This window comes from Candidatus Nitrosocosmicus sp. R (assembly GCF_054408505.1).
In genome coordinates this window covers 2,924,138-2,943,148 of record NZ_CP167090.1, presented here as the reverse complement: position 1 = coordinate 2,943,148, position 19,011 = coordinate 2,924,138, and the positions used below count along the sequence as shown (strand labels likewise).

General features: G+C 32.6%; 19 protein-coding genes and 1 tRNA gene. 8 read left to right on the top strand and 12 right to left on the bottom strand.

Annotated elements, in window-relative coordinates:
• Positions 1-164: 164 nt before the first annotated feature.
• Entirely contained in the window at positions 165-1,295 is a 1,131-nt protein-coding gene (locus tag AAGU22_RS15240) for a hypothetical protein (protein WP_458719952.1), read from the top strand.
• Between the two features lie 65 nt (positions 1,296-1,360).
• Here AAGU22_RS15240 and AAGU22_RS15235 read toward each other — a convergent pair whose 3' ends face one another.
• Positions 1,361-1,588 (bottom strand): LSM domain-containing protein, encoded by a 228-nt coding sequence (locus tag AAGU22_RS15235; RefSeq protein ID WP_196817408.1) that lies wholly within the window; start codon positions 1,586-1,588, stop codon positions 1,361-1,363.
• Positions 1,589-1,651: 63 nt separating this feature from the next.
• Positions 1,652-2,062 (bottom strand): hypothetical protein, encoded by a 411-nt coding sequence (locus AAGU22_RS15230; protein ID WP_458719951.1) that lies wholly within the window; start codon positions 2,060-2,062, stop codon positions 1,652-1,654.
• On the opposite strand from AAGU22_RS15230, the gene AAGU22_RS15225 reads away from it, so the two are divergent.
• A tRNA-Thr gene (locus AAGU22_RS15225) sits at positions 2,058-2,131 on the top strand. The two genes, AAGU22_RS15230 and AAGU22_RS15225, sit on opposite strands and share 5 nt — an antisense overlap.
• A 22-nt stretch (positions 2,132-2,153) precedes the next feature.
• Here AAGU22_RS15225 and AAGU22_RS15220 read toward each other — a convergent pair.
• From AAGU22_RS15220 to AAGU22_RS15205, 4 genes are all read right to left on the bottom strand, one after another.
• Positions 2,154-2,537, bottom strand: a complete 384-nt coding sequence (locus tag AAGU22_RS15220) for a CopG family ribbon-helix-helix protein (RefSeq protein ID WP_458719950.1) — start codon at positions 2,535-2,537, stop codon at positions 2,154-2,156.
• Between the two features lie 78 nt (positions 2,538-2,615).
• Positions 2,616-3,476, bottom strand: a complete 861-nt coding sequence (locus AAGU22_RS15215) for a hypothetical protein (protein ID WP_458719949.1) — start codon at positions 3,474-3,476, stop codon at positions 2,616-2,618.
• Positions 3,477-3,559: 83 nt separating this feature from the next.
• Positions 3,560-4,399 (bottom strand): metal ABC transporter permease, encoded by an 840-nt coding sequence (locus AAGU22_RS15210; protein WP_458719948.1) that lies wholly within the window; start codon positions 4,397-4,399, stop codon positions 3,560-3,562.
• A gap of 42 nt (positions 4,400-4,441) precedes the next feature.
• Complete coding sequence (locus AAGU22_RS15205) at positions 4,442-5,407, bottom strand: metal ABC transporter substrate-binding protein (RefSeq protein ID WP_458719947.1); 966 nt, start codon at positions 5,405-5,407, stop codon at positions 4,442-4,444.
• 288 nt (positions 5,408-5,695) lie between these two features.
• Between AAGU22_RS15205 and AAGU22_RS15200 the strand changes: the two genes are divergently transcribed.
• A complete protein-coding gene (locus AAGU22_RS15200) occupies positions 5,696-7,837 on the top strand; it encodes a DEAD/DEAH box helicase (RefSeq protein ID WP_458719946.1) in 2,142 nt (713 codons plus the stop codon).
• A 55-nt stretch (positions 7,838-7,892) separates the two neighbouring features.
• Here AAGU22_RS15200 and AAGU22_RS15195 read toward each other — a convergent pair whose 3' ends face one another.
• The 3 genes from AAGU22_RS15195 to AAGU22_RS15185 form a co-directional block, all read right to left on the bottom strand.
• Positions 7,893-8,630, bottom strand: a complete 738-nt coding sequence (locus AAGU22_RS15195) for a VIT1/CCC1 transporter family protein (RefSeq protein ID WP_458719945.1) — start codon at positions 8,628-8,630, stop codon at positions 7,893-7,895.
• 417 nt (positions 8,631-9,047) lie between these two features.
• Positions 9,048-10,019, bottom strand: coding sequence for an alpha/beta hydrolase (locus AAGU22_RS15190; protein WP_458719944.1), 972 nt, complete (start codon positions 10,017-10,019; stop codon positions 9,048-9,050).
• Positions 10,020-10,338: 319 nt separating this feature from the next.
• A complete protein-coding gene (locus tag AAGU22_RS15185) occupies positions 10,339-10,626 on the bottom strand; it encodes a hypothetical protein (RefSeq protein WP_458719943.1) in 288 nt (95 codons plus the stop codon).
• Positions 10,627-10,916: 290 nt separating this feature from the next.
• On the opposite strand from AAGU22_RS15185, the gene AAGU22_RS15180 reads away from it, so the two are divergent.
• On the top strand, positions 10,917-11,132 hold the full coding sequence (locus AAGU22_RS15180; protein ID WP_458719942.1) for a TFIIB-type zinc ribbon-containing protein: 216 nt from the start codon (positions 10,917-10,919) through the stop codon (positions 11,130-11,132).
• 164 nt (positions 11,133-11,296) lie between these two features.
• Here the strand turns inward: AAGU22_RS15180 and AAGU22_RS15175 are convergent, their stop codons facing one another.
• The 3 genes from AAGU22_RS15175 to AAGU22_RS15165 form a co-directional block, all read right to left on the bottom strand.
• A complete protein-coding gene (locus tag AAGU22_RS15175; RefSeq protein WP_458719941.1) occupies positions 11,297-12,454 on the bottom strand; it encodes a hypothetical protein in 1,158 nt (385 codons plus the stop codon).
• 244 nt (positions 12,455-12,698) lie between these two features.
• Positions 12,699-14,378: a PQQ-dependent sugar dehydrogenase gene (locus AAGU22_RS15170; protein ID WP_458719940.1), complete on the bottom strand. Its 1,680-nt coding sequence runs from the start codon at positions 14,376-14,378 to the stop codon at positions 12,699-12,701.
• Positions 14,379-14,574: 196 nt separating this feature from the next.
• Positions 14,575-14,946, bottom strand: coding sequence for a winged helix-turn-helix transcriptional regulator (locus AAGU22_RS15165; RefSeq protein WP_458719939.1), 372 nt, complete (start codon positions 14,944-14,946; stop codon positions 14,575-14,577).
• 218 nt (positions 14,947-15,164) lie between these two features.
• Between AAGU22_RS15165 and AAGU22_RS15160 the strand changes: the two genes are divergently transcribed.
• The 4 genes from AAGU22_RS15160 (at position 15,165) to AAGU22_RS15145 (ending at position 18,705) form a co-directional block, all read left to right on the top strand.
• The gene (locus AAGU22_RS15160) at positions 15,165-16,091 is read left to right on the top strand and encodes a pirin family protein (protein ID WP_458719938.1); all 927 of its coding nucleotides are present in this window, start codon (positions 15,165-15,167) and stop codon (positions 16,089-16,091) included.
• Positions 16,092-16,706: 615 nt separating this feature from the next.
• The gene (locus tag AAGU22_RS15155; protein ID WP_458719937.1) at positions 16,707-16,961 is read left to right on the top strand and encodes a hypothetical protein; all 255 of its coding nucleotides are present in this window, start codon (positions 16,707-16,709) and stop codon (positions 16,959-16,961) included.
• A 1,239-nt stretch (positions 16,962-18,200) separates the two neighbouring features.
• Positions 18,201-18,404 carry a hypothetical protein gene (locus tag AAGU22_RS15150; RefSeq protein ID WP_458719936.1) on the top strand — a complete coding sequence of 68 codons (204 nt, stop codon included), beginning with the start codon at positions 18,201-18,203 and terminating at the stop codon, positions 18,402-18,404.
• A gap of 22 nt (positions 18,405-18,426) precedes the next feature.
• Positions 18,427-18,705: a hypothetical protein gene (locus AAGU22_RS15145; protein WP_458719935.1), complete on the top strand. Its 279-nt coding sequence runs from the start codon at positions 18,427-18,429 to the stop codon at positions 18,703-18,705.
• Positions 18,706-19,011: the final 306 nt, after the last annotated feature.

Sequence of the window (19,011 nt, the reverse complement as noted above, 5' to 3'; positions counted from 1 at the left end):
CAAATCATCCTTTTAATTTATAAAAAAAATCTATCTTATTTATGTATAATAGATATATTGTTAAGTTAATACTAGCATTCTAAAGTGCTCATTATAAAGTATGATTGTTTTATTTTTTCGTGCACATAGCAAATAAAATCAGTCCCATTCTAATGGTGTTTTTATTGATATCGTTTTCAACTATATATGCAACATTTACTCCTTCGTACGGTCAAATAAGTTTGGTTCCTGATAATTCATTGATCGCCCAAACTACTGATTGTATTACGAGCATGATGACTAGTGCGCTTATTGGTATAAATTCTGATTGTACTAACAACTTCAATAAAATAAATTCTTCATCTCCAGACAAAGCCCCTGATAGTACTACTTCTGTATCTTCTTCATCTCCAGACAAAGCCCCTGATAGTACTACTTCTGTATCTTCTTCATCTCCAGACAAAGCCCCTGATAGTACTACTTCTGTATCTTCTTCATCTCCAGACAAAGCCCCTGATAGTACTACTTCTGTATCCTCCTCCTCTAGTAGCAATCCTTACAATTTAAGTAAGAATAATCCATTCTATCATGAATTTCAGAGCAAAAATACTGCTGACGGTGACGTTAGTACTCCCACTTTTACTTCTGATTCATCAAATACAGCTAATGGCAATTATATGGATACCTTCAAGTCTCCACCCCAAGACAAACCTTCAACCTTTATCAAGTCTCCACCCCAAGACAAACCTTCAACCTTTATCAAGTCTCCACCCCAAGACAAACCTTCAACCTTTATCAAGTCTCCACCCCAAGACAAACCTTCAACTTTCTCGGGGTTACAACAGCAAAATATGAATCAACCAGTATCCAACCCTTCAACTTTCTCGGGGTTACAACAGCAAAATATGAATCAACCAGTATCCAACCCTTATTCATTCCAGTCATTCCATAAATCAATCAACAAAAATATCTATACTAATCCAACTAATAGCGAATTAGGTGAGTCTCTAGATGGCAAAAACAAACATTCAAAGGAAATCTCTGCATGTTTTGATAGAGCATTTAGCATTGATAACTATCTATCTGACTCGGAAATTATTGAATGTGCCAAAGATCGAGGTAGTTATTCTCAAAATAGCCTTCACAATTATGCTTTAAGCGACAACATTAAGAATAATAATGACAATGACGGTAAGACTGATAACAAACATTCAAAGGAAATCTCTGCATGTTTTGATAGAGCATTTAGCATTGATAACTATCTATCTGACTCGGAAATTATTGAATGTGCCAAAGATCGAGGTAGTTTTAAATAATTTAACTTAATCTTTTGAAAAACTTGATTATAATTATTAACAAGAATCACTGTTTATTCATATAATCAATCTGTTGCTATAATAACAATGTTTTCGCCTTTGATGAATATTTCTCCCATTTGTTGAACTTTATCTCCCTCTAAAACTTCAGTTGCATTTTCCAGTGTTAAATTCATGTATTGATCAAAACTTTTCAGCTTTCCCTTGATAGTTCTCTTTCCTTTTAGTTTTAGAAGGATGTCTTTATTTACACTTCCTTGTAAAATATTAGATTGATTATTCGGTGATGACAATAAAGTTAAATAACTTTTTTTTGTTATTTAGGTTTAACTTAACTATTCAATTCTGAATCTGGATTAGACCCATGACCAAGGCTCAATGTTGCGCATTAAACACTGTTTTCTTATTATCTTCTTTGAGCGTTCAATGGATTCTGCTTCACTTATGTTACCCTTTTTTAAATACTGCAAAAAAATTTCTTCATAGAGTTTTTTAGCTCTCTCTTCTGTGAATTCTTTGTAATCATTCTTCTTCTTTATTTTCTTTCCCTTGATAGGTTCTACTTCCTCATGTGACTCTTCTTCAATTTCGTTAGTTCCCTTCAAATTCTTATATTCTTCTTTGCAATCATTACAATTCCAGTCAAAAAAAAATTCATGTAAGTTGCATTTTGTCACATCATAGAAAAAAAATACATTATTATTTAACTTTTTCATACTTCTAATACTTGGAAATTGATCGCAGATTGGTTCTAACGCTGCCGCCATAGTAGCTCAGCCTGGCAGAGCGAAGGTTTCGTAAACCTTAGGCCGTGGGTTCAAATCCCACTTATGGCTTTCAAATTAATATGTTGAATTACTATGTTACCACTAACCTAACTTGATCCATTTTTCTGTTCCCTTGAAATTTCTTGGTAATATTTTTAATCTCTCTTGCATCACCATAAAGTACAAAAATTTCAAGGCATCTATCTTCGTCTATCTTATTGTGAATATGGGTATTAATTATTTTATCAAATCCATGTCGAATTTCACTGATTTCTTGATCGGATTTTTCATCATGTATTACTAGAAGAACTGAATGTAGAACTCCTGACAATTCATCTATCCTTTTCTCTTCTAAAAGTAGGTTTCTAACACTAGCTCTTACGATTTCTGATCTGCCTGAAAAACCCAAAAACTTTTGCAATTTATCTAGTTCTTGGATTATGTTTTCATTCAGTGAAATGCTTATGATTGGCAATGTTTTTTATTATGATCATTTCATAATATTTGTTTTTTCCATTTACGAGTAATTTCCAATGGATAAATCAGTATTATCCTACTTTGGTGGCTCTATTTCTCTTATGCTCAAATCCTTGAAGTTCAAAACTACGTTATCTGCGCGAAACGTAACAATAGGTCCTGAATTCAAAACCATATGATCTTTGGATCTACCACAATTTGCACTGTAGAATACTTTATCCGAACTACTTGCATACCAGCCTCCGTTATCCGTAATTTCAAAAACTTTGACCCAATGATTAGAATTTGAGTTATCTAAATATGATTCCATTTTAACCGCGGAATCATTATTTGTATTATAGATCACAGTTTTCCAGCCAATCCATCTATTCATCAATGAGTCGGTTATTTTAGGGACTGATTTTTCTTTAGTATATCCTCCGGTAAACCATATTTCTTTTTTCCATGCTACAGAACCATCCGGATAAATGCCCCCGTGAAGGGATAGGCCATGACATGGAAAGTCTTCATTATGTTGATCAGTTCTTGCTACCCAGTCAATGTCTGTTATAACACTTTTACGCGGATTGATTATCGAGTCTATTTTCACATATCCCGTAATTTCAACATTTTTCCATTCTTCTGTCCCATTTAATGTGTCTACATTAATTCGAATTTTGTCATCCCTTATTTTCCAAGATCCATCATCCTGTTTGGCTAATCTAGGATTAAAAGTAAAAGTTACATTTGGATCATTTTTGGGGTTAGACATGTTGACATACCATTCCCTGCCATCGGATTTGGTAGGATATATTTTTTCAATACCGAATTGATCATTTGTATTTATAGTGGTGGTATTATTTTCTTGTTGAGCAAAAACTGTGATACCGTCAAAAATAAGTAAGCAAGTAAAAAATAAAAGTGATGAAGCAAAAAGAAAGACAAACGTAAATTTCATACCAAAATTCATTTCTTTAAAAACATACTGGTTATACAAGTACATAATAATATCGGGTAATAGCTGATAAAAACTATTAATTGTCAAGATCTTATTTTTGTTTCAGTCTTGTTTTTTATTTTTGAAGAAAATAACTTTAATACATTTACTCCAAAGAATATTCCAGCGGATGTTATTACTATCATTCCACTAGGTGTAATATTCCATTCATATGCTAAAATTATTCCCAAAATAACAGATATCAAAGAAAAACAAATTGAGAATAGTATGGTTTTCTTGAATCCATATCCTAGTAGCAACGAAGAAACATTAGGAATTATTAAGAGAGACGAAACCATTAGTACTCCTATCAATCTAATGGACATTACAATTGCAATGGTTGCCAAAGTAATGAATAAAATATTTAATACAACTGTATTGATGCCATTTACTAATGCTTGTTCCTCATTAAATACAAGATATATTAATTTTTTATAATAAAAGATAACAAATGTAATAACTATAACGCTTAGAAGTATGGTACTCAATGTTTCTTCAATATTGACTAATAATATGCTTCCAAAAAGATAACTTGTTATATCTATAGAAAATCCTCCAGATAAGCTGATTAATACTAATCCCATCGCTAGCCCTAGAGATAATAGAACTGAGATAGACGAATCTGAATAGATTCTTTTGCTTGAATTCAATTTTATGATTGCTAATGCTCCAATTATCGAAACAATTAATGATACCCAAATAGGATTAGACTTTAGAAACAATCCTAATGCGATCCCTCCAAAAGCTACATGCGACATTGCATCCCCAAACAAAGAAAATCTTTTTAATATAAGAAACAGTCCAATTAGCGAACAACTTATAGAAATTGCTATTCCAGAAATAAGGGCACGTTGCATGAACTCATACTGGAGAATTTCAATCATTTCTATTCAATTCTTTTTTCATATTCTATATAATTCAAATAATTAATTTTCACATTTGAGCGCTATTTTCAAATTATCTAAATTATCGTACATTTTTGAGAAATAATCTTTATCTAAAGTTTGTTCTTCCTGTGTAATCATTTCAATCGGACTCAATCTCATTACCTTCCCTCCTATTTCTTTTGCTATTGTGTCTGAAAGTCTAGGCTCAATATTATCTTCTGAAAAAATAATGTTTACACCTAATTGCTCAGCTAATTTTATTGCCTCTGTAATTTTTTGAGGATTAATGTCTCCTTCAGGTGATAAACCACTAATTGAATGCTGAGTTAACCCGTATCTTTTTGCAAAATAGCCAAAAGCATCATGAAATGCGATAAAATCATTCAGATCACAATTAGTCAAGTTCATATTAATATCTGAATTTAGTAGTTCTAGTTTGCTATTAAATTCATTAAAATTGCTCGTATAATAATCTGTATTTTGAGGATCTAAAGATATAAATTTTTCAAATATAGTTTTTGAATATGCTTTAACCAAATTGGGATCAAGCCAAATATGGGGATCTGGAGTAGATCTTATATTTTCAATTGGGAGATCCTTGCTCAAGTCGACTACGTTTGCATTTCCTATCTTATTAATCCAGGATTCAAATCCTGCTCCATTAATAAAAATCACATCAGCTTTTTGTAGTTCAATTACTTGTTTGGCTGTAGGTTCAAAATCATGGGGTTCTATACCGGCAGGTACTATAGTTGAAACATCCACTCTGTCTTTGCCTATTTTCTTGACAAAATCATAAATCGGATAAAAGGATGAGAAAATTTTTAGATTTGTATTATTTGATGAAATTAAGCTCTGACTCTCTGATTCTTTGATACTATTATTATTATTGTTATTTTGTGATAAATTACTGGTAGCAATAGACTTTGGAATAATTGAAGAAAATAAAGTTATGGTTAAAACAATAAAGCAAAAAGAGATCCAAGTCTTATAATTCTCTCGCATGAAAATAATTTGGTTATTAATAATATAAAGTTTACTTATTAATTATTATTAATTTATTAGTAATATCATAATAATAACCACCAGAGGGGAAAAATGTCAATTATCGTGATCATAAACATTTTTCAATTCATTTTAGTTAATCAAATGCCAATTGATTTCAAATGCACAACCCGGAGCATGCAAGAATTTTATCGATGAAATCCTTACCTATCCTTAAAAACAATAGCTTGTTTATCAATGAAAGAAATTTAATATGTAATACGATTTCTTAATAATAGTAATTTATACATGCAATTGAAGTTAAGTGATGATAGGATTTCTTCTTATCTTTCATTTTTAGGTTTTACCTCTCTATATCCTCCACAACAATTGGCTATAGAAAAAGGCTTGTTAGAAGATTCTAATATTTTAATTACTACTCCTACCGCAAGCGGGAAAACATTAATTGCCATCCTAGCTGCAATTAAATCCTTAGAAAAAAATAAGAAAGTAGTATATCTTACACCATTAAGAGCATTAGCTTATGAAAAATATTTGGAATTTACTTCTATAGATAAATCTGGTATATTTTCCAGAAAAATAAGAATAAAGATTAGCACTGGCGATTTTAATACTTCAAACGCCGATTTAAGTTCAGCTGACATAATTATTATGACAAACGAAAAAATTGACTCGATTCTTAGACATAATGCTTCATGGTTATCAAATGTTGGACTATTTATTTCAGACGAAATTCATTTAATCGGAGATCAAGATAGGGGACCGGTTTTAGAAATGGTCCTAACCAAAATAAAAAAATACTATTCATCATCTCAGATTCTTGGCTTAAGTGCTACAATCACTAATGCCTCCGAAATCGCAGGATGGTTAGGATCAAGATTAATAGAAAGCACTTGGAGACCAACAAAATTGATAGAAGGGGTATATTCTGATGGGATAATATATTCTAATGACGATTCCAGAATTAAGGTTTCTGAGTCAGGGAAGGACACCACTTCGATGGCTATCGATTTAGTCATGGATTCTCTAAATAGTAATGGACAAAATCTTATTTTTGTTGAAACAAGAAAACGAGCCGTATCCTTAGCTAAGAAGGTTTCAGAGGTTGTATCCAAAACCCTCTCACCAGAAGAAAGGAAAAATACCTTAAAGGTTTCTAAACAAATTTTGGAGGAGGGTGATGACACGGATTTAACTAAAAATTTGTCAAATTTGATATCTACTGGCATAGGGTTTCATCATGCAGGATTAAGTCTTTCAAGTAGAGGGGTTGTTGAAGAGGCTTTTAAAAGTGGAATCATAAAATCCCTGTTTGCAACACCCACACTAGCTGCGGGCGTCAACCTCCCTGCACGTAGAGTCATAATAACAAATGTTACCCGGTATGATTTTGTATACGGTGCTTCAGTTCCTATTAGTGTGCTTGAATATAAACAACTTTGTGGAAGAGCTGGACGACCTCAATATGATGCTTATGGAGAATCTATAATTATTTCAGATTCAAGAACATCTTATGAAGACTTGTATGATCATTATATATTGGGGATTCCTGAACCTCTAAATTCAAACCTTGGGAATCTAATAGCGATCAAAATCCATCTACTGGGTGTAATTGCTTCATTTAATGGAATTAGTCTAGATGATATCTATGACTTGTTCTCAAAGACATTTTATTCATTTCAAGATAGGAACAATACTTCCCTATTTGATAAAATAGATTCATCTTTAGATTATTTTCTAGAAGAAGATCTAATTCGATTGCAAAACAATATGTATAATGTGACCGGATTTGGAAAATTAGTTTCAAATTTATATCTTAATCCTGAGACTGCTGTTGCGTTTAGGAAGACCATAGATGATATAAAACCAAGGTCTGTAAAAATCAACAACGTATTTGGTTTCCTTCATATGATTACCACTTGCCCAGACTTTTATCCTAAACTTTCGTTTAGAAAACAAGACATCGAGGAGTTCAGTTATTTGTTTTATAACAATTATGATGAATTTTTTTCAGACGTAGAAATAATGGATTGTTCTAGAAGTCTATGGACTCTATACGAATGGATCAATGAGTCTACAGAAAAAAGGATGAATGAGAGAATTGGTGTAGAGCCAGGCGATATACATAGAATTGTCGAAGTGTCTAATTGGTTAATCTCTTCAATATTCGAAATATGTAAATTGTTAAACAGAAACGATCTTTTACCCGTTCTTTTTTCACTCGAAAGTCGAATTAAGCATGGAGTAAAGGCAGAGCTTGTTCCATTGGTACAGATGAAAGATATAGGCAGGGCCAGAGCGCGATCTCTTCATGGGGCTGGAATCAACGTACCTAACGATCTCCTACTAATTTCAGAATCAAAACTATCTATGATCCCAAAAATAGGTCCAAAACTAGCCAAGAAATTGAAAAAAAAATATTCTTCTTAAATTCTTTCTCATCTGTTGCATATATCTAAACCAAATGCCTTAACACCAATATCTGTTATTCAAAGTCAACCACTCCTAGGTTATTCATTTCAGATCCAATTCCATAACCAAGTAACGCAATTCCTGTTCCTAATAGAGACATTTCCAATCCTCCTTTTACCCAGCTTTTTTTAGCTAATCTACCTTTAATTGCACCAATCATAAAAGATGACGATAAACTCATAGAAATGGCTATTAGGAATGCCGTAAAATTGTTGATTAAGCCAGTTTTGACTATGAAATATGGTAGTATTGGTAAGATGCCTCCTACCAAAAATGATACGAACATAACAATAGCTCCTTTTATAGGATTGCCTAGGATTTCTAGATTCAGACCCAACTCCTCTGTTAACATCGTTTTCAACCACACTCCCTTATTGGATGTAATCTTATTTACAACCATATTCAATTCTTCACCGACAAACCCTTTGGACTTGTAGATTTCTTCTATCTCTTTTCTTTCCTCCTCGGGAGTATTTTCAATTTCATATTCTTCTCTTTTGATTTCGGATTGTAAAATCTCTATTTGGGATTTAACAGCAAGATAATTTTGTACTGCCATGGCTTTAGCACCCGTAAACATTCCTATTACCGCAGCTAAAATGACTATATCCACACCCACAGAGGCACCACCTATGCCAGCTACTATTCCTAAAGAAGTATTAACTCCATCACCAAAACCAAAAACAATATCTCTAATGTAGTTACTTTCTTTTATGTGAGGTTCAACATGATAACTTTGTACTTTATCCAATATGTTTTCTACCTAATTACTGTATTGATATTTAATAAATTCATCAAGTCGATTTCAATCCTGTTTGAAAAACTTGAAAAATGACATTCATAGACATATAAACAGACAGACAGACATCAACAAATGGAATTCTGAATATGAACATATGGATCAATTTACTCAGCTTTACGGGTATTACACTATTTCAATCAAATCCGATCCAATCACATTATATCCTTGATACAATTATCATTGGACCACTTAAAATATTGAAAATAATAACAATAATGTTAGTAACATGTTCTATCTAGTCTTTTAAATAGATATACGTACTTTATGAATTCACAAAACTCTATTGAAAACAATCGTATTTCTTTCTTCAGTAAATAATGAGAAATGGTGTGGTCAAAAAAATTGACTAAACAGTATCTAAAATGTCTATTCTCTTTCCCATAATACCTTTCTTAACTTATCAGATGCCTGTTCAATTGCACCTCTTGTTGCTGGCGTACCTGCAATTTCGTTTAACATTACGAAATCGTGAATAGTGCCTTGATATCTACATGCAGTTACGTTTACGCCAGCTTCCATCAACTTATGTGCGTAAGCTTCCCCTTCATCCCTTAATACATCAAACTCGCTTGTTATTACAAGTGCTGGTGGTAAACCATTGAGCTGTTCTATTGAAGATAACAATGGAGAAACTGTGGGTTTTTTCAAATCGGCTTTATCTGAAACATAGCTTTCCCAAAACCATTTCATGGCTTCTCTAGTCAAAAAGTAACCCTCTTGAAAAGATCGATATGACTCGGTATCAAAATTTGCTTCGGTAACCGGATAGAAAAGGACCTGATAAAGAATTTTTGGTCCCTGACGCTCCTTGGCAAGCATCACAACAGCGGTTGCCATGTTGCCGCCAACACTGTCTCCTACGACAGCCATTCTAGAAGAGTCTAAATTCAATGAGTTACCATTTTCTGAAATCCATTTTATTGAATCATAGGCTTCTTCTAGAGCTTTTGGATATTTAGCTTCAGGAGATCTACTATATTTAACAAATACAATTGCAGCATTAATGGAGTTGGTCAATTCTCTTACCAGTCTGTCATGAGTATCTATTCCTCCTAAAACCCATCCGCCACCATGAAAATAGACCACAACAGGAAGGGTTTTATCGCCGCTATTGAACGGTCTTATAATTTGAATATCTATTTTTTCATTTGATTTGCCAGAGATGGAGAGATCCTGTACATCAGCTGCAGGCTTTGCAACTGGTACCGATTGAAGACCTGATAATACATTTCGAGCATCGCTAGGCGATAATTTGTAAATAGGGGGACCGGGATTGTTTTGTAGTTTATCTAAAAAACTTTTTGTAGTTTTTTCAACACCAATGAAATTATTAGTCATAATAACATTCTGTAAATAAATCTTATACTTTAATGTTAAATACAGGAAATATGGTCTATAAATATTACCAATTAGAAATTTATTTATTGATTATACTACTACACAAAAAATTCATCCAGTTAGTTTCGGTTTTTACGTACCAATTAATTGAACTGTATGTCTTTTAGAGGAATATTTAATCAGAGTTGAAAATAAGTTTTGATTACTTAATGTCGAACAAAAAATGTACAGATGCTCATTATAAAAACAAACTGTCTATGTCAGTTGAATCATGTGATGATATTATTCTCTTTCATAAAACACATGAAAGGTAATTAACCTAACTTAATTTTGGACGTATTACTCCAAAAATTTTTAGGGTCAGATAACAAGAAAATATATTTTCTTGAAGCTTGTGATATTCTTTATTGGCGTAGTCCTTTTCAACAGCTAGATATGGAATTATTTTTGCCTTTAAATCCATAGCCGCATTAAAAACTTCATTTTTATCTTCCTTAATACCCTTTGAATAATCAAATTCAATCCTGTCCTCTAGCAGATCCTTGATGAAATTATTAATTGAATTCTCTCTAACTATCGAATAATTAAATTTCGTAGATTCGCTCATTAATTAAATTTGTCTCTATAGTAAATAAGATTATTGATTGACATTTATTATGATATGGGGCCGAAAATAATTACAGAAGCTAATTGTAGCAATAGATATGGATTATCAATTCAATTATTCCAGTATTATAGAAATGAATTGTAGAAATTATATTATATTATAAAATCACAATAATTATTCTAAGAATTTAATTGATAGGATCATTTTATTTATATCATCAACAGAAATTCATTTGATATTTTGAAATGTCCAAATTGTTTTTCTGAAATGGCTTGACCTATGGATTATGCGTGGAATTGGATAAATGTCCTGAATGTAAAGGTATATGGTTAGATTGCGGTGAAATCGAAAAAATAGCTGCTAATAACAACATTGGGATTGAACTTCATGAAAGAAATCAATCGGAAAAAAACAATGTTTGTGATGGACAAGATAAGGGTTATTATTTTTACAAGGGTGAATATCGTAAAGATGCCTCCCCTGACGAGATGTTTGATTTTGAATAATCAGTACTAAATATGGTATTTTTTATTAATGTGAATATTATACCAATCCGGTTACTTGATCGATTAATACATCCTATAGCAAAAAATTATTGTTTATGACCTTATTTGATTTTTATCTTATCAGCTGAAAAACCAAAGCCCGTAAAATTAAGATAGATAGAATACTACAAATCAAAAGAAAATGACTTAAAGGACGAGGGCCTGGTATCAATGTTATCAGTGCGTGCAATAACATATCCAGATCCTTGATTTATAGTCTCCATGAATCCGTTTTGGTCATCAACATCATCTTGTTCCTTTAACTTGGAGAGATTATTTAAGGTCCAATAGGGCGTTTCCTTACCCGAGCCATTATCAATAAATGTTTCGATCATTCTAGTATCTTTGTCTGTCAACAACGTTCTTACTTTAAGTTCTACATTTTCTTTGTTTGTCAGATTGTTATTAAATATGGGATTACCATTCTTATCTAATTGATGGAAAATAAAACTGTCCTGTGCTAATTCCTTTGTAGTATTAAAATCATATTTTACATACTTGCCATCATCCCGATATTCTAATAGGTTTGGATTACTACTGCCGGAAACATCAAACAATGTTCCAAAGCCACGCTCTTCATCTGGGTCATTGCTTCCGTGACGTCCGGTATTAAATTGAAGAGATATGTATGTTTCATTTTCAAATTTATCTTTAGGTTCCTTAAAATACTCATGTATGTTTCCGTGCCAAATTATTTCCTGATTCTTTGCGGCAGACATATCTGGTACTCCTTCTGAATCTTCTCTTACTATCTCTAATCGAGGTGAGTTTATATCATTATTCTCGCTTTGTGCATGTTTATCAAAGTCCATAGTTACTCTGAATTTTTTGTCTTGACCCACGGGATCATTTAATTCAAATGAATATTGTTGATCAAATTTTGTGTCGGCTAATAGATGACCGTTATCTCCAAAATTATCTATCTTAAGACTATCTTCATCAGAATCGTTTGATTCACAGGGTATTTCAGATTGATTACCATTATATTCAGTGCAGGAGATCGAATCTGATACTCTAAGAATTTTACAAATACCTGTAGTCTCATTATTGATATTTGCTTCATTTGTCTTGTTGGTTTCGGTCTTGGATAATGCGGTTGAATTATTGTTACCATTGTTATCGATAATGTCTTGCGGTATGCAATTAGACACCTTTGTCGTATTTATCAAAATAGATGGATTTATCGACGTAAATGAAGATTCGTTGATGATTGTGCTAGAAACATCTTGTACTTCGTATTCTAGAACTAAGGACAAAAAAGTATAAATAGTGAAAACTAGCACAACCGATTTCGAAATCAACGATACAGAGATTTTCACATTTCTATTTAGTTAAATATTATATATATATCATAAATTATAGTCGATTAATTTTGATATCCTAAACAATCATTAATTACAAACATGAATTTCTTTACGATTTTTGCGCTCAAATTAGATATCATGTGAATTGGAGTTTTAATAAATGTTCATATAGGGTTAAATATGTCTGATGAAAGCAAATACTATTTTTCTAAAAATGATTATTCTATTCTACTATTACCTCGCCTACCATTGTAGGATGGTATATACAATAATATGGGTATTCTCCAGACCTATCAAATGTCAGACTATAATGTTGATTAGGTATGATTGCATCAGAATCAAATTCAGTACCCTCATCCCCGTCATTATCCTGTCCTGAAGTTACAGTATGCGATATGGAATCACCATTGTACCACGTTATGGTTTGGCCAGCTTCTATGTTAATTGGGTTAGGTGAATATGACAGATCACCTTTTAATCCAGCAATGACCACGGGGATAGAGTCTGCACTTTGTGTTTCATTTTGAGAGGCTAAATCAGGTTGATTTTTGGGAATATTACTTTCAGATAAGGGTACTATTCTATATAACGCACCGGTATAACTTAATACATAAAGATAACCGTCTGGGCCAACCTGAATATCGGTTATTCCGCCGAAACCTTGTCCAAATATTAAAGGTCGATTTTCGGTGGTCTCATCAACCTGATTGTCAGCAAGTGCTGCAACATTACCTAGAGAAGTATCATTTATAAGTATATTGTCACGTGCCTCATTCAGAGTAAATCGATATAACAAGCCATTGTTGATGTCTCCTGTAAACATATCGTTTGCATACTCTTTACCCAAATTCTCAGAATTCAAGAATTTTAATGCTGTAGCTCCAATTGTGGTAACCCATACAAATTTCGGATCAGTATATTTGCCGTTACCAAATGTTACAAGTTCATCTTCAGATGTTATTCCTCGCCCTAGTAGATCCTGGTTCAAATAGCCTTGAACCTGAGACCAACCGCCATTAAAGCCTGGCAAAATAAGATTGATTTCATCTGCCACTGTAGGCCCGTTTTCTGTGTCCCATAAATTACCTGTTAAAGGATCAAAATCAAAACCGAAACTATTTCGAATACCCATAGCATAGTATACATTCAACGGCAATCCCTCTCCAAAAATAGGATTGCCTTGGTCGACTATTCCACCATCCTGAGAAATCCTCAAAACACCTCCCAGACCATTCGGGGCGGGACCATCAGCGATATTTTGAGCTTGAGTTCTATGACCTCCTACCTCTCCAACTATGAAGTACACATTATTATCGGGTCCAATTCGAATTTTACCGCCATTATGTTCTCCTCTTTCATTTTCGGGAATAGCAGTTAAATCAAATAAAAGGACAGGGTTTATCAATTTGCCATCGACATAATCATAGCGATATAGTCTGTTGCCTGACGGGTCGACGTTGTCTTCAACATCACTACCGTCTGCATCATTACCGGATTCAGTGTAGGACAAGAAAACATATGTTTTTCCGTCCGGTTGTTTAGATACTGCGATTCCTAAAAGCCCACGCTCTATGCTATTGGCTACGGACACGTCGAGTGCCGGTGTTTCCTGTACTTGACCATTTAGCACCCTCTTTACAATACCGGTTTCTTTTTCCGTTACTAATATATCGTTGTTTCCAATGAAGGACATACTCGTAGGAAAATCAAGACCTTCCGTTATCTTCTCGACTGTAAGATTATCGTCATTTACGGTGGGGCCATAAGGAGACAGAGGGGCTTTAGCATATGCCCCATAAGAAAACTGAATATAAGATGAAAATGTTGAAGAAAAGATGATTAACATTAAAGTACAAAAAGTCAAGACTTTGCGTTCATGCATGATTTTGTCAGTAAATACCATCGTTTTTGTATACTAATTAAGTTTTTGAATGAATCTTAACAACGATACGACTGTCATAATGAGTATAAAGTTTAGTACAAAGATCTATTTCATAAAGGAATAATGAAAAGATGTTAAATTACTTGAATAAATATTACAAAAAATACACCACATCAAAGGATTGCTCGTCCCGCAGCGATTAACTTGCTGATAATCTTTATGATGTAGGAGCAGATTTTGATATGGTCGCTGTCACACTCTTGATTTCTTTTCTTTTCTCATATGCTTTCCATTTATTTATCCAATCATTTAGTTGTTGCAAAATGGTCTCTAATTCTTTCGTCCTAGGTGTTAAACTATATTCTACCCGAACGGGAATTTCTGAATAAATTTTTTTTGATATTAGACCTTCCCTTTCTAGCTCCAGTAATCTTTGAGATAAAACAGTACTACTAATGTCTGGTATCAATCTTTTAAGTTCGTTGAATCTGATTATTCCATTAGTGCTCAAATTCTTTAGAATGTGTAGTGACCATCTTTTTCCTAATACCTCCCATATATCTACTATATCGCATTTTTCTTCTTTCATCAGAACTTCCTGTCCAAATTATAATAGCTTATCAGGTATTAAAATTTTATAATCTTATTGTTATTATTACTACGGTATCAAATACATTCCACCGATTTAGTTGTCGTGTATCTTGGTTTTAGGTAACAACCAAAAAATCGCCGAATCATGGTTAAATACTAATAACTAACTAAGTAATAAATTACTACTATAGTTATATACAAGATTAACGAAATAAAATGGTGGAAAAAATACAACAGCAACACCCAGATCAAAACGAAGTTATCAACAAAAATCGTTCTATTAATAAAATAATAAACAGTCTAAAGACTACCGAAGGTGATGGGTTTATAGTCAATAGATCATTTCCTACCAATTCTTTATCTCATATAGATCCCTTTTTACTTCTCGATGAAATGGGCCCAATGGACTTCAAACCTGGGGAAGCCAAGGGAGCACCAGATCATCCACACAGAGGATTTGAAACGGTAACATATTTGATAGAGGGTATTTTTGAACATAAGGATTCGTCAGGGAATTCAGGAAAGCTCAATGCCGGAGATATTCAATGGATGACCGCCGGATCAGGAGTAATCCATTCAGAGATGCCCGAAATGGAGTTCAGTAAGAAAGGGGGGAGATTACACGGATTTCAATTGTGGGTAAATTTGCCTAAGAAAGATAAAATGACTAATCCACATTATCAAGATATTCCTTCTTCAGAAATTCCAGTTGTCAAATTATTAGAGGATAGTGGACATGTAAAGGTAATTGCGGGAGAGGCTTTTAACGTTGAATCAGCAATTAGGACAAAAATTCCCATTCAGTATTTGCACTTTACCTTAAACCCAGGGTCTGAAATTATACATCATCTTCAAAGTAACTATAATGCGTTTGTATATGTGATATCAGGTGAAGGTACTTTTGGAAATGATGAAAAGCATGCAAAAAGAGGAAACGTAATTATTTTTAATAATGACGGGGAGGAGATAAAGATAAAGTCATCCAAAGATGCTAATGAATCATTACAATTTCTTTTCATTGCAGGTGTTCCACTAAACGAACCTATAGCACGATATGGTCCTTTTGTAATGAATACAAAACAGGAGATATATCAGGCAATGGAAGACTATAGGAATGGTAAATTGGGTGTTATTACTCATTAAAACTTGTAGTAGGAGACTACCTACTTACTCAATAAGCAGATCCTATCTTAATTTTGTATCATGAAAATAAATAAACCAAAGTATAATGATTAGTAATATATTGTAAGTTAATTTACTAGTTTTTTAGTTAGTGGGATATTTGTGAAAGTAACGCTAATTGACTAGAGGATCGTTGATTTTCTTCTACCCTTTTGCAAAGATTGATGTAGATAACAATATCAGACAAAGTTTTACTAATACGATATGACATATTTATACACACAAACTTGATTTTCTTTTACCAAAATAAAGAAAATGAATTGAGGATCTAGATATTCTTGTTATGTTATATCACATTCCATTCCACTTTCCTATTTTCCCAAAAATGATCTCACTATTAATGATCTGTTCCTTGTTTAGTATCTTTTTATAGAAAATGGGATTTAAGTATTTTAGCTTATGACTGCAAAATGCAAAATGCAAGGAAATAATTGATGCAATATTTGACATGCAAATTTAGGATATAAAATCAGGTAGGTTCTAGAATTATTTTACAGTTTTTTGCTCGATAATCTAAATACTTTGATTATTTGATATGAAATATAATTAAGATGTCTAGAATAAAAAATTAAATCGATGATTCTTGTAGTGGTAATTGCTTCTACAACTACACTGCTAGTTGTAGGTGCATTGAATGTGAACACCGATAACCAAAGTGTTTTTGCAAAAAAGATTAAATCAAACAACTCGACCCAAGGAGTTTTACAGATTCAGTTTACTGGACAATCTAGTGAAGTATTCTCTGAATATGGGGATTCTGCGGCATCTGGTAACAACGTTGCTTTGTCATTCGACTTAAATGATGGTAACAACGCATTAGGTCAACAATAGAATAGTCTGGATTTCTAGACTATTTGGTTTTTTATTCAGACCTGTTGATATTTTTATGTAGTAATTAATTTTTTCCTCCCTTTTTCCTTAAATTTTGATACGTGGAAGAGTAATGAAGGCGTCAATAAGGTCTCAAGTTGCCTCCCATGTTTTTGTATCCTCAAAAACATCAATAAATCCGTTTGGATGAAATTGCTTTCATTCAGTCATAAACACTCCTCAATAGAAGATACTTATCACATGATTGTAACCTTATTACTCCCCAAATATCACATTAGGTTTGACTGGATGAAATTCTTTGCACTATTGACTTCCGAGTAGTATCATTGAATTGCTCAAATACTTATTTAATATTGATCTAGATTTTCGTTTTTGATTCTATAAATCTAAAATTCTGAGTAATATACCTGATTGTTTGATTGAAAATATACATGCAATAGATATGTTTGTCACTAAAACAGTAATCAAGGCATCATTTTAGGTATGGATGACCTACTCATGATTTTGTTACATATTGCTACAAAAAGTGTTATGTGAACTTATGTCATGATTGTAGCCTTTCTTACCGATTCAAAGTCAACCAATGGTTTCATTGGAACTTTGCTCTAACTTTAGATAATGTTTTATTTAATATTGATCTAGATTTTCAAAAGTGAGATTTGGTCTCGGTCTGCGGTGCAAAACAAAATTACAAAAATGAATAAATATTTATGAATTATTCCATGGATCCTAGTGCAAGCCAGATATTATCAGCAGAAAGAATTAATGCTCAAATCTTGTATGGAATTTTACGGGTTTTTTATGATTCAACGAATTCAACCTCCTGAATTGAATTTAGACATAATTATATCGAGTTCTAAATCTTTCCATATTACAACCCTTATGATACCAGAAACTTGAAAAAATTCAATGCGATAATTGAGATTTCAACTATTATCGAACTAATTAAAATTCGAACTAATTAAAAATTCAAAAAAATTATTAACTTATCAATGAAAAGTCAGTTTCATTTTCTTTTTAGCGTTGTATGCAATTATGAACTGGTTATTAAATGTGTTAATAAAGAGCGAATTAATTAACCTGTACAAAAATGATGATGATATGTGAATATACCCACAATTCTATCATTTTCTAACATAATGTTGTACCCTTGGTAATGGCAATGGTAATAGAACATGATTTGATATTCTATATTATGAAACAATTTAAATATTAGGCTGGATTAATTAGGCCATACTAATGTCTACTATCGACCACCAACAATCTTTATTATCATCGTCACTCATAAATGAAAATGAAGAAAAAGAATCTGAAGACAATTTTATAACCTATATTTGCGAAAACACAGATGGAATACTTGACTCAATCGACCAAATGACTTTTGCTTTAAATGAGACGGCAATAAGATATGGTCCTATCGTAGTCCTCAAAGATGCCCCATAGTATTAGGAAGTAACTAATAAAATTGGTATTGCCTACTAAAACCACCTCTAATACATCAAATTCTACCTCATCAGGGAAGCATCCTATTCAGGAAGATAAAGCAGACGAGGTTAAGGCCCTTATAGCTAGATATGTTTTATTAAAAATTGAACAAAAGAAAATCGAATCAAAGTTGTCTGATATAGCAAAGTATTATGATGATGAATCTCTCAGAACTATATTTGAACCCATAGGCGAATCAATGATGGGCATTATCGGTTTGGAGCTTCCATCCAATAGAAAAAGAGAAAATAATGGCTAATTAACTTATTTGTTGAAAATCAATCACAAAACATAATATTGTTTTTCTTACCATTTATTTACTATAATTCAGAATCATTTCTTCGACTTTAACAAATTATAAGGACTTAATTTTCTTCTACTATTTTTTCTTTTGCTCTTTTGGAGTGGATTTTTTCCTGCTTTTGGCATAATCTTTCCCTTCATCAACCTGAGACCGCAAATAGTACAATTGCCTTCAATTGTCGCCATATTATTTGCTAGTTTAACAAATTTAATATCCGATAAATTTACGCTAATCTTACACGCTGTACAAAAAGTAGAATAT

What these genes read in the sequence shown, in the direction of transcription:
- AAGU22_RS15150 (WP_458719936.1), top strand. Translation starts at nt 18,201, where the DNA reads ATGTCTACTATCGACCACCAACAATCTTTATTATCATCGTCACTCATA.
- AAGU22_RS15215 (WP_458719949.1), bottom strand. Translation starts at nt 3,476, where the DNA reads ATGAAATTTACGTTTGTCTTTCTTTTTGCTTCATCACTTTTATTTTTT.
- AAGU22_RS15165 (WP_458719939.1), bottom strand. Translation starts at nt 14,946, where the DNA reads ATGAAAGAAGAAAAATGCGATATAGTAGATATATGGGAGGTATTAGGA.
- AAGU22_RS15230 (WP_458719951.1), bottom strand. Translation starts at nt 2,062, where the DNA reads ATGGCGGCAGCGTTAGAACCAATCTGCGATCAATTTCCAAGTATTAGA.
- AAGU22_RS15205 (WP_458719947.1), bottom strand. Translation starts at nt 5,407, where the DNA reads ATGCGAGAGAATTATAAGACTTGGATCTCTTTTTGCTTTATTGTTTTA.
- AAGU22_RS15185 (WP_458719943.1), bottom strand. Translation starts at nt 10,626, where the DNA reads ATGAGCGAATCTACGAAATTTAATTATTCGATAGTTAGAGAGAATTCA.
- AAGU22_RS15190 (WP_458719944.1), bottom strand. Translation starts at nt 10,019, where the DNA reads ATGACTAATAATTTCATTGGTGTTGAAAAAACTACAAAAAGTTTTTTA.
- AAGU22_RS15210 (WP_458719948.1), bottom strand. Translation starts at nt 4,399, where the DNA reads ATGATTGAAATTCTCCAGTATGAGTTCATGCAACGTGCCCTTATTTCT.
- AAGU22_RS15170 (WP_458719940.1), bottom strand. Translation starts at nt 14,378, where the DNA reads ATGGTATTTACTGACAAAATCATGCATGAACGCAAAGTCTTGACTTTT.
- AAGU22_RS15160 (WP_458719938.1), top strand. Translation starts at nt 15,165, where the DNA reads ATGGTGGAAAAAATACAACAGCAACACCCAGATCAAAACGAAGTTATC.
- AAGU22_RS15155 (WP_458719937.1), top strand. Translation starts at nt 16,707, where the DNA reads ATGATTCTTGTAGTGGTAATTGCTTCTACAACTACACTGCTAGTTGTA.
- AAGU22_RS15200 (WP_458719946.1), top strand. Translation starts at nt 5,696, where the DNA reads ATGCAATTGAAGTTAAGTGATGATAGGATTTCTTCTTATCTTTCATTT.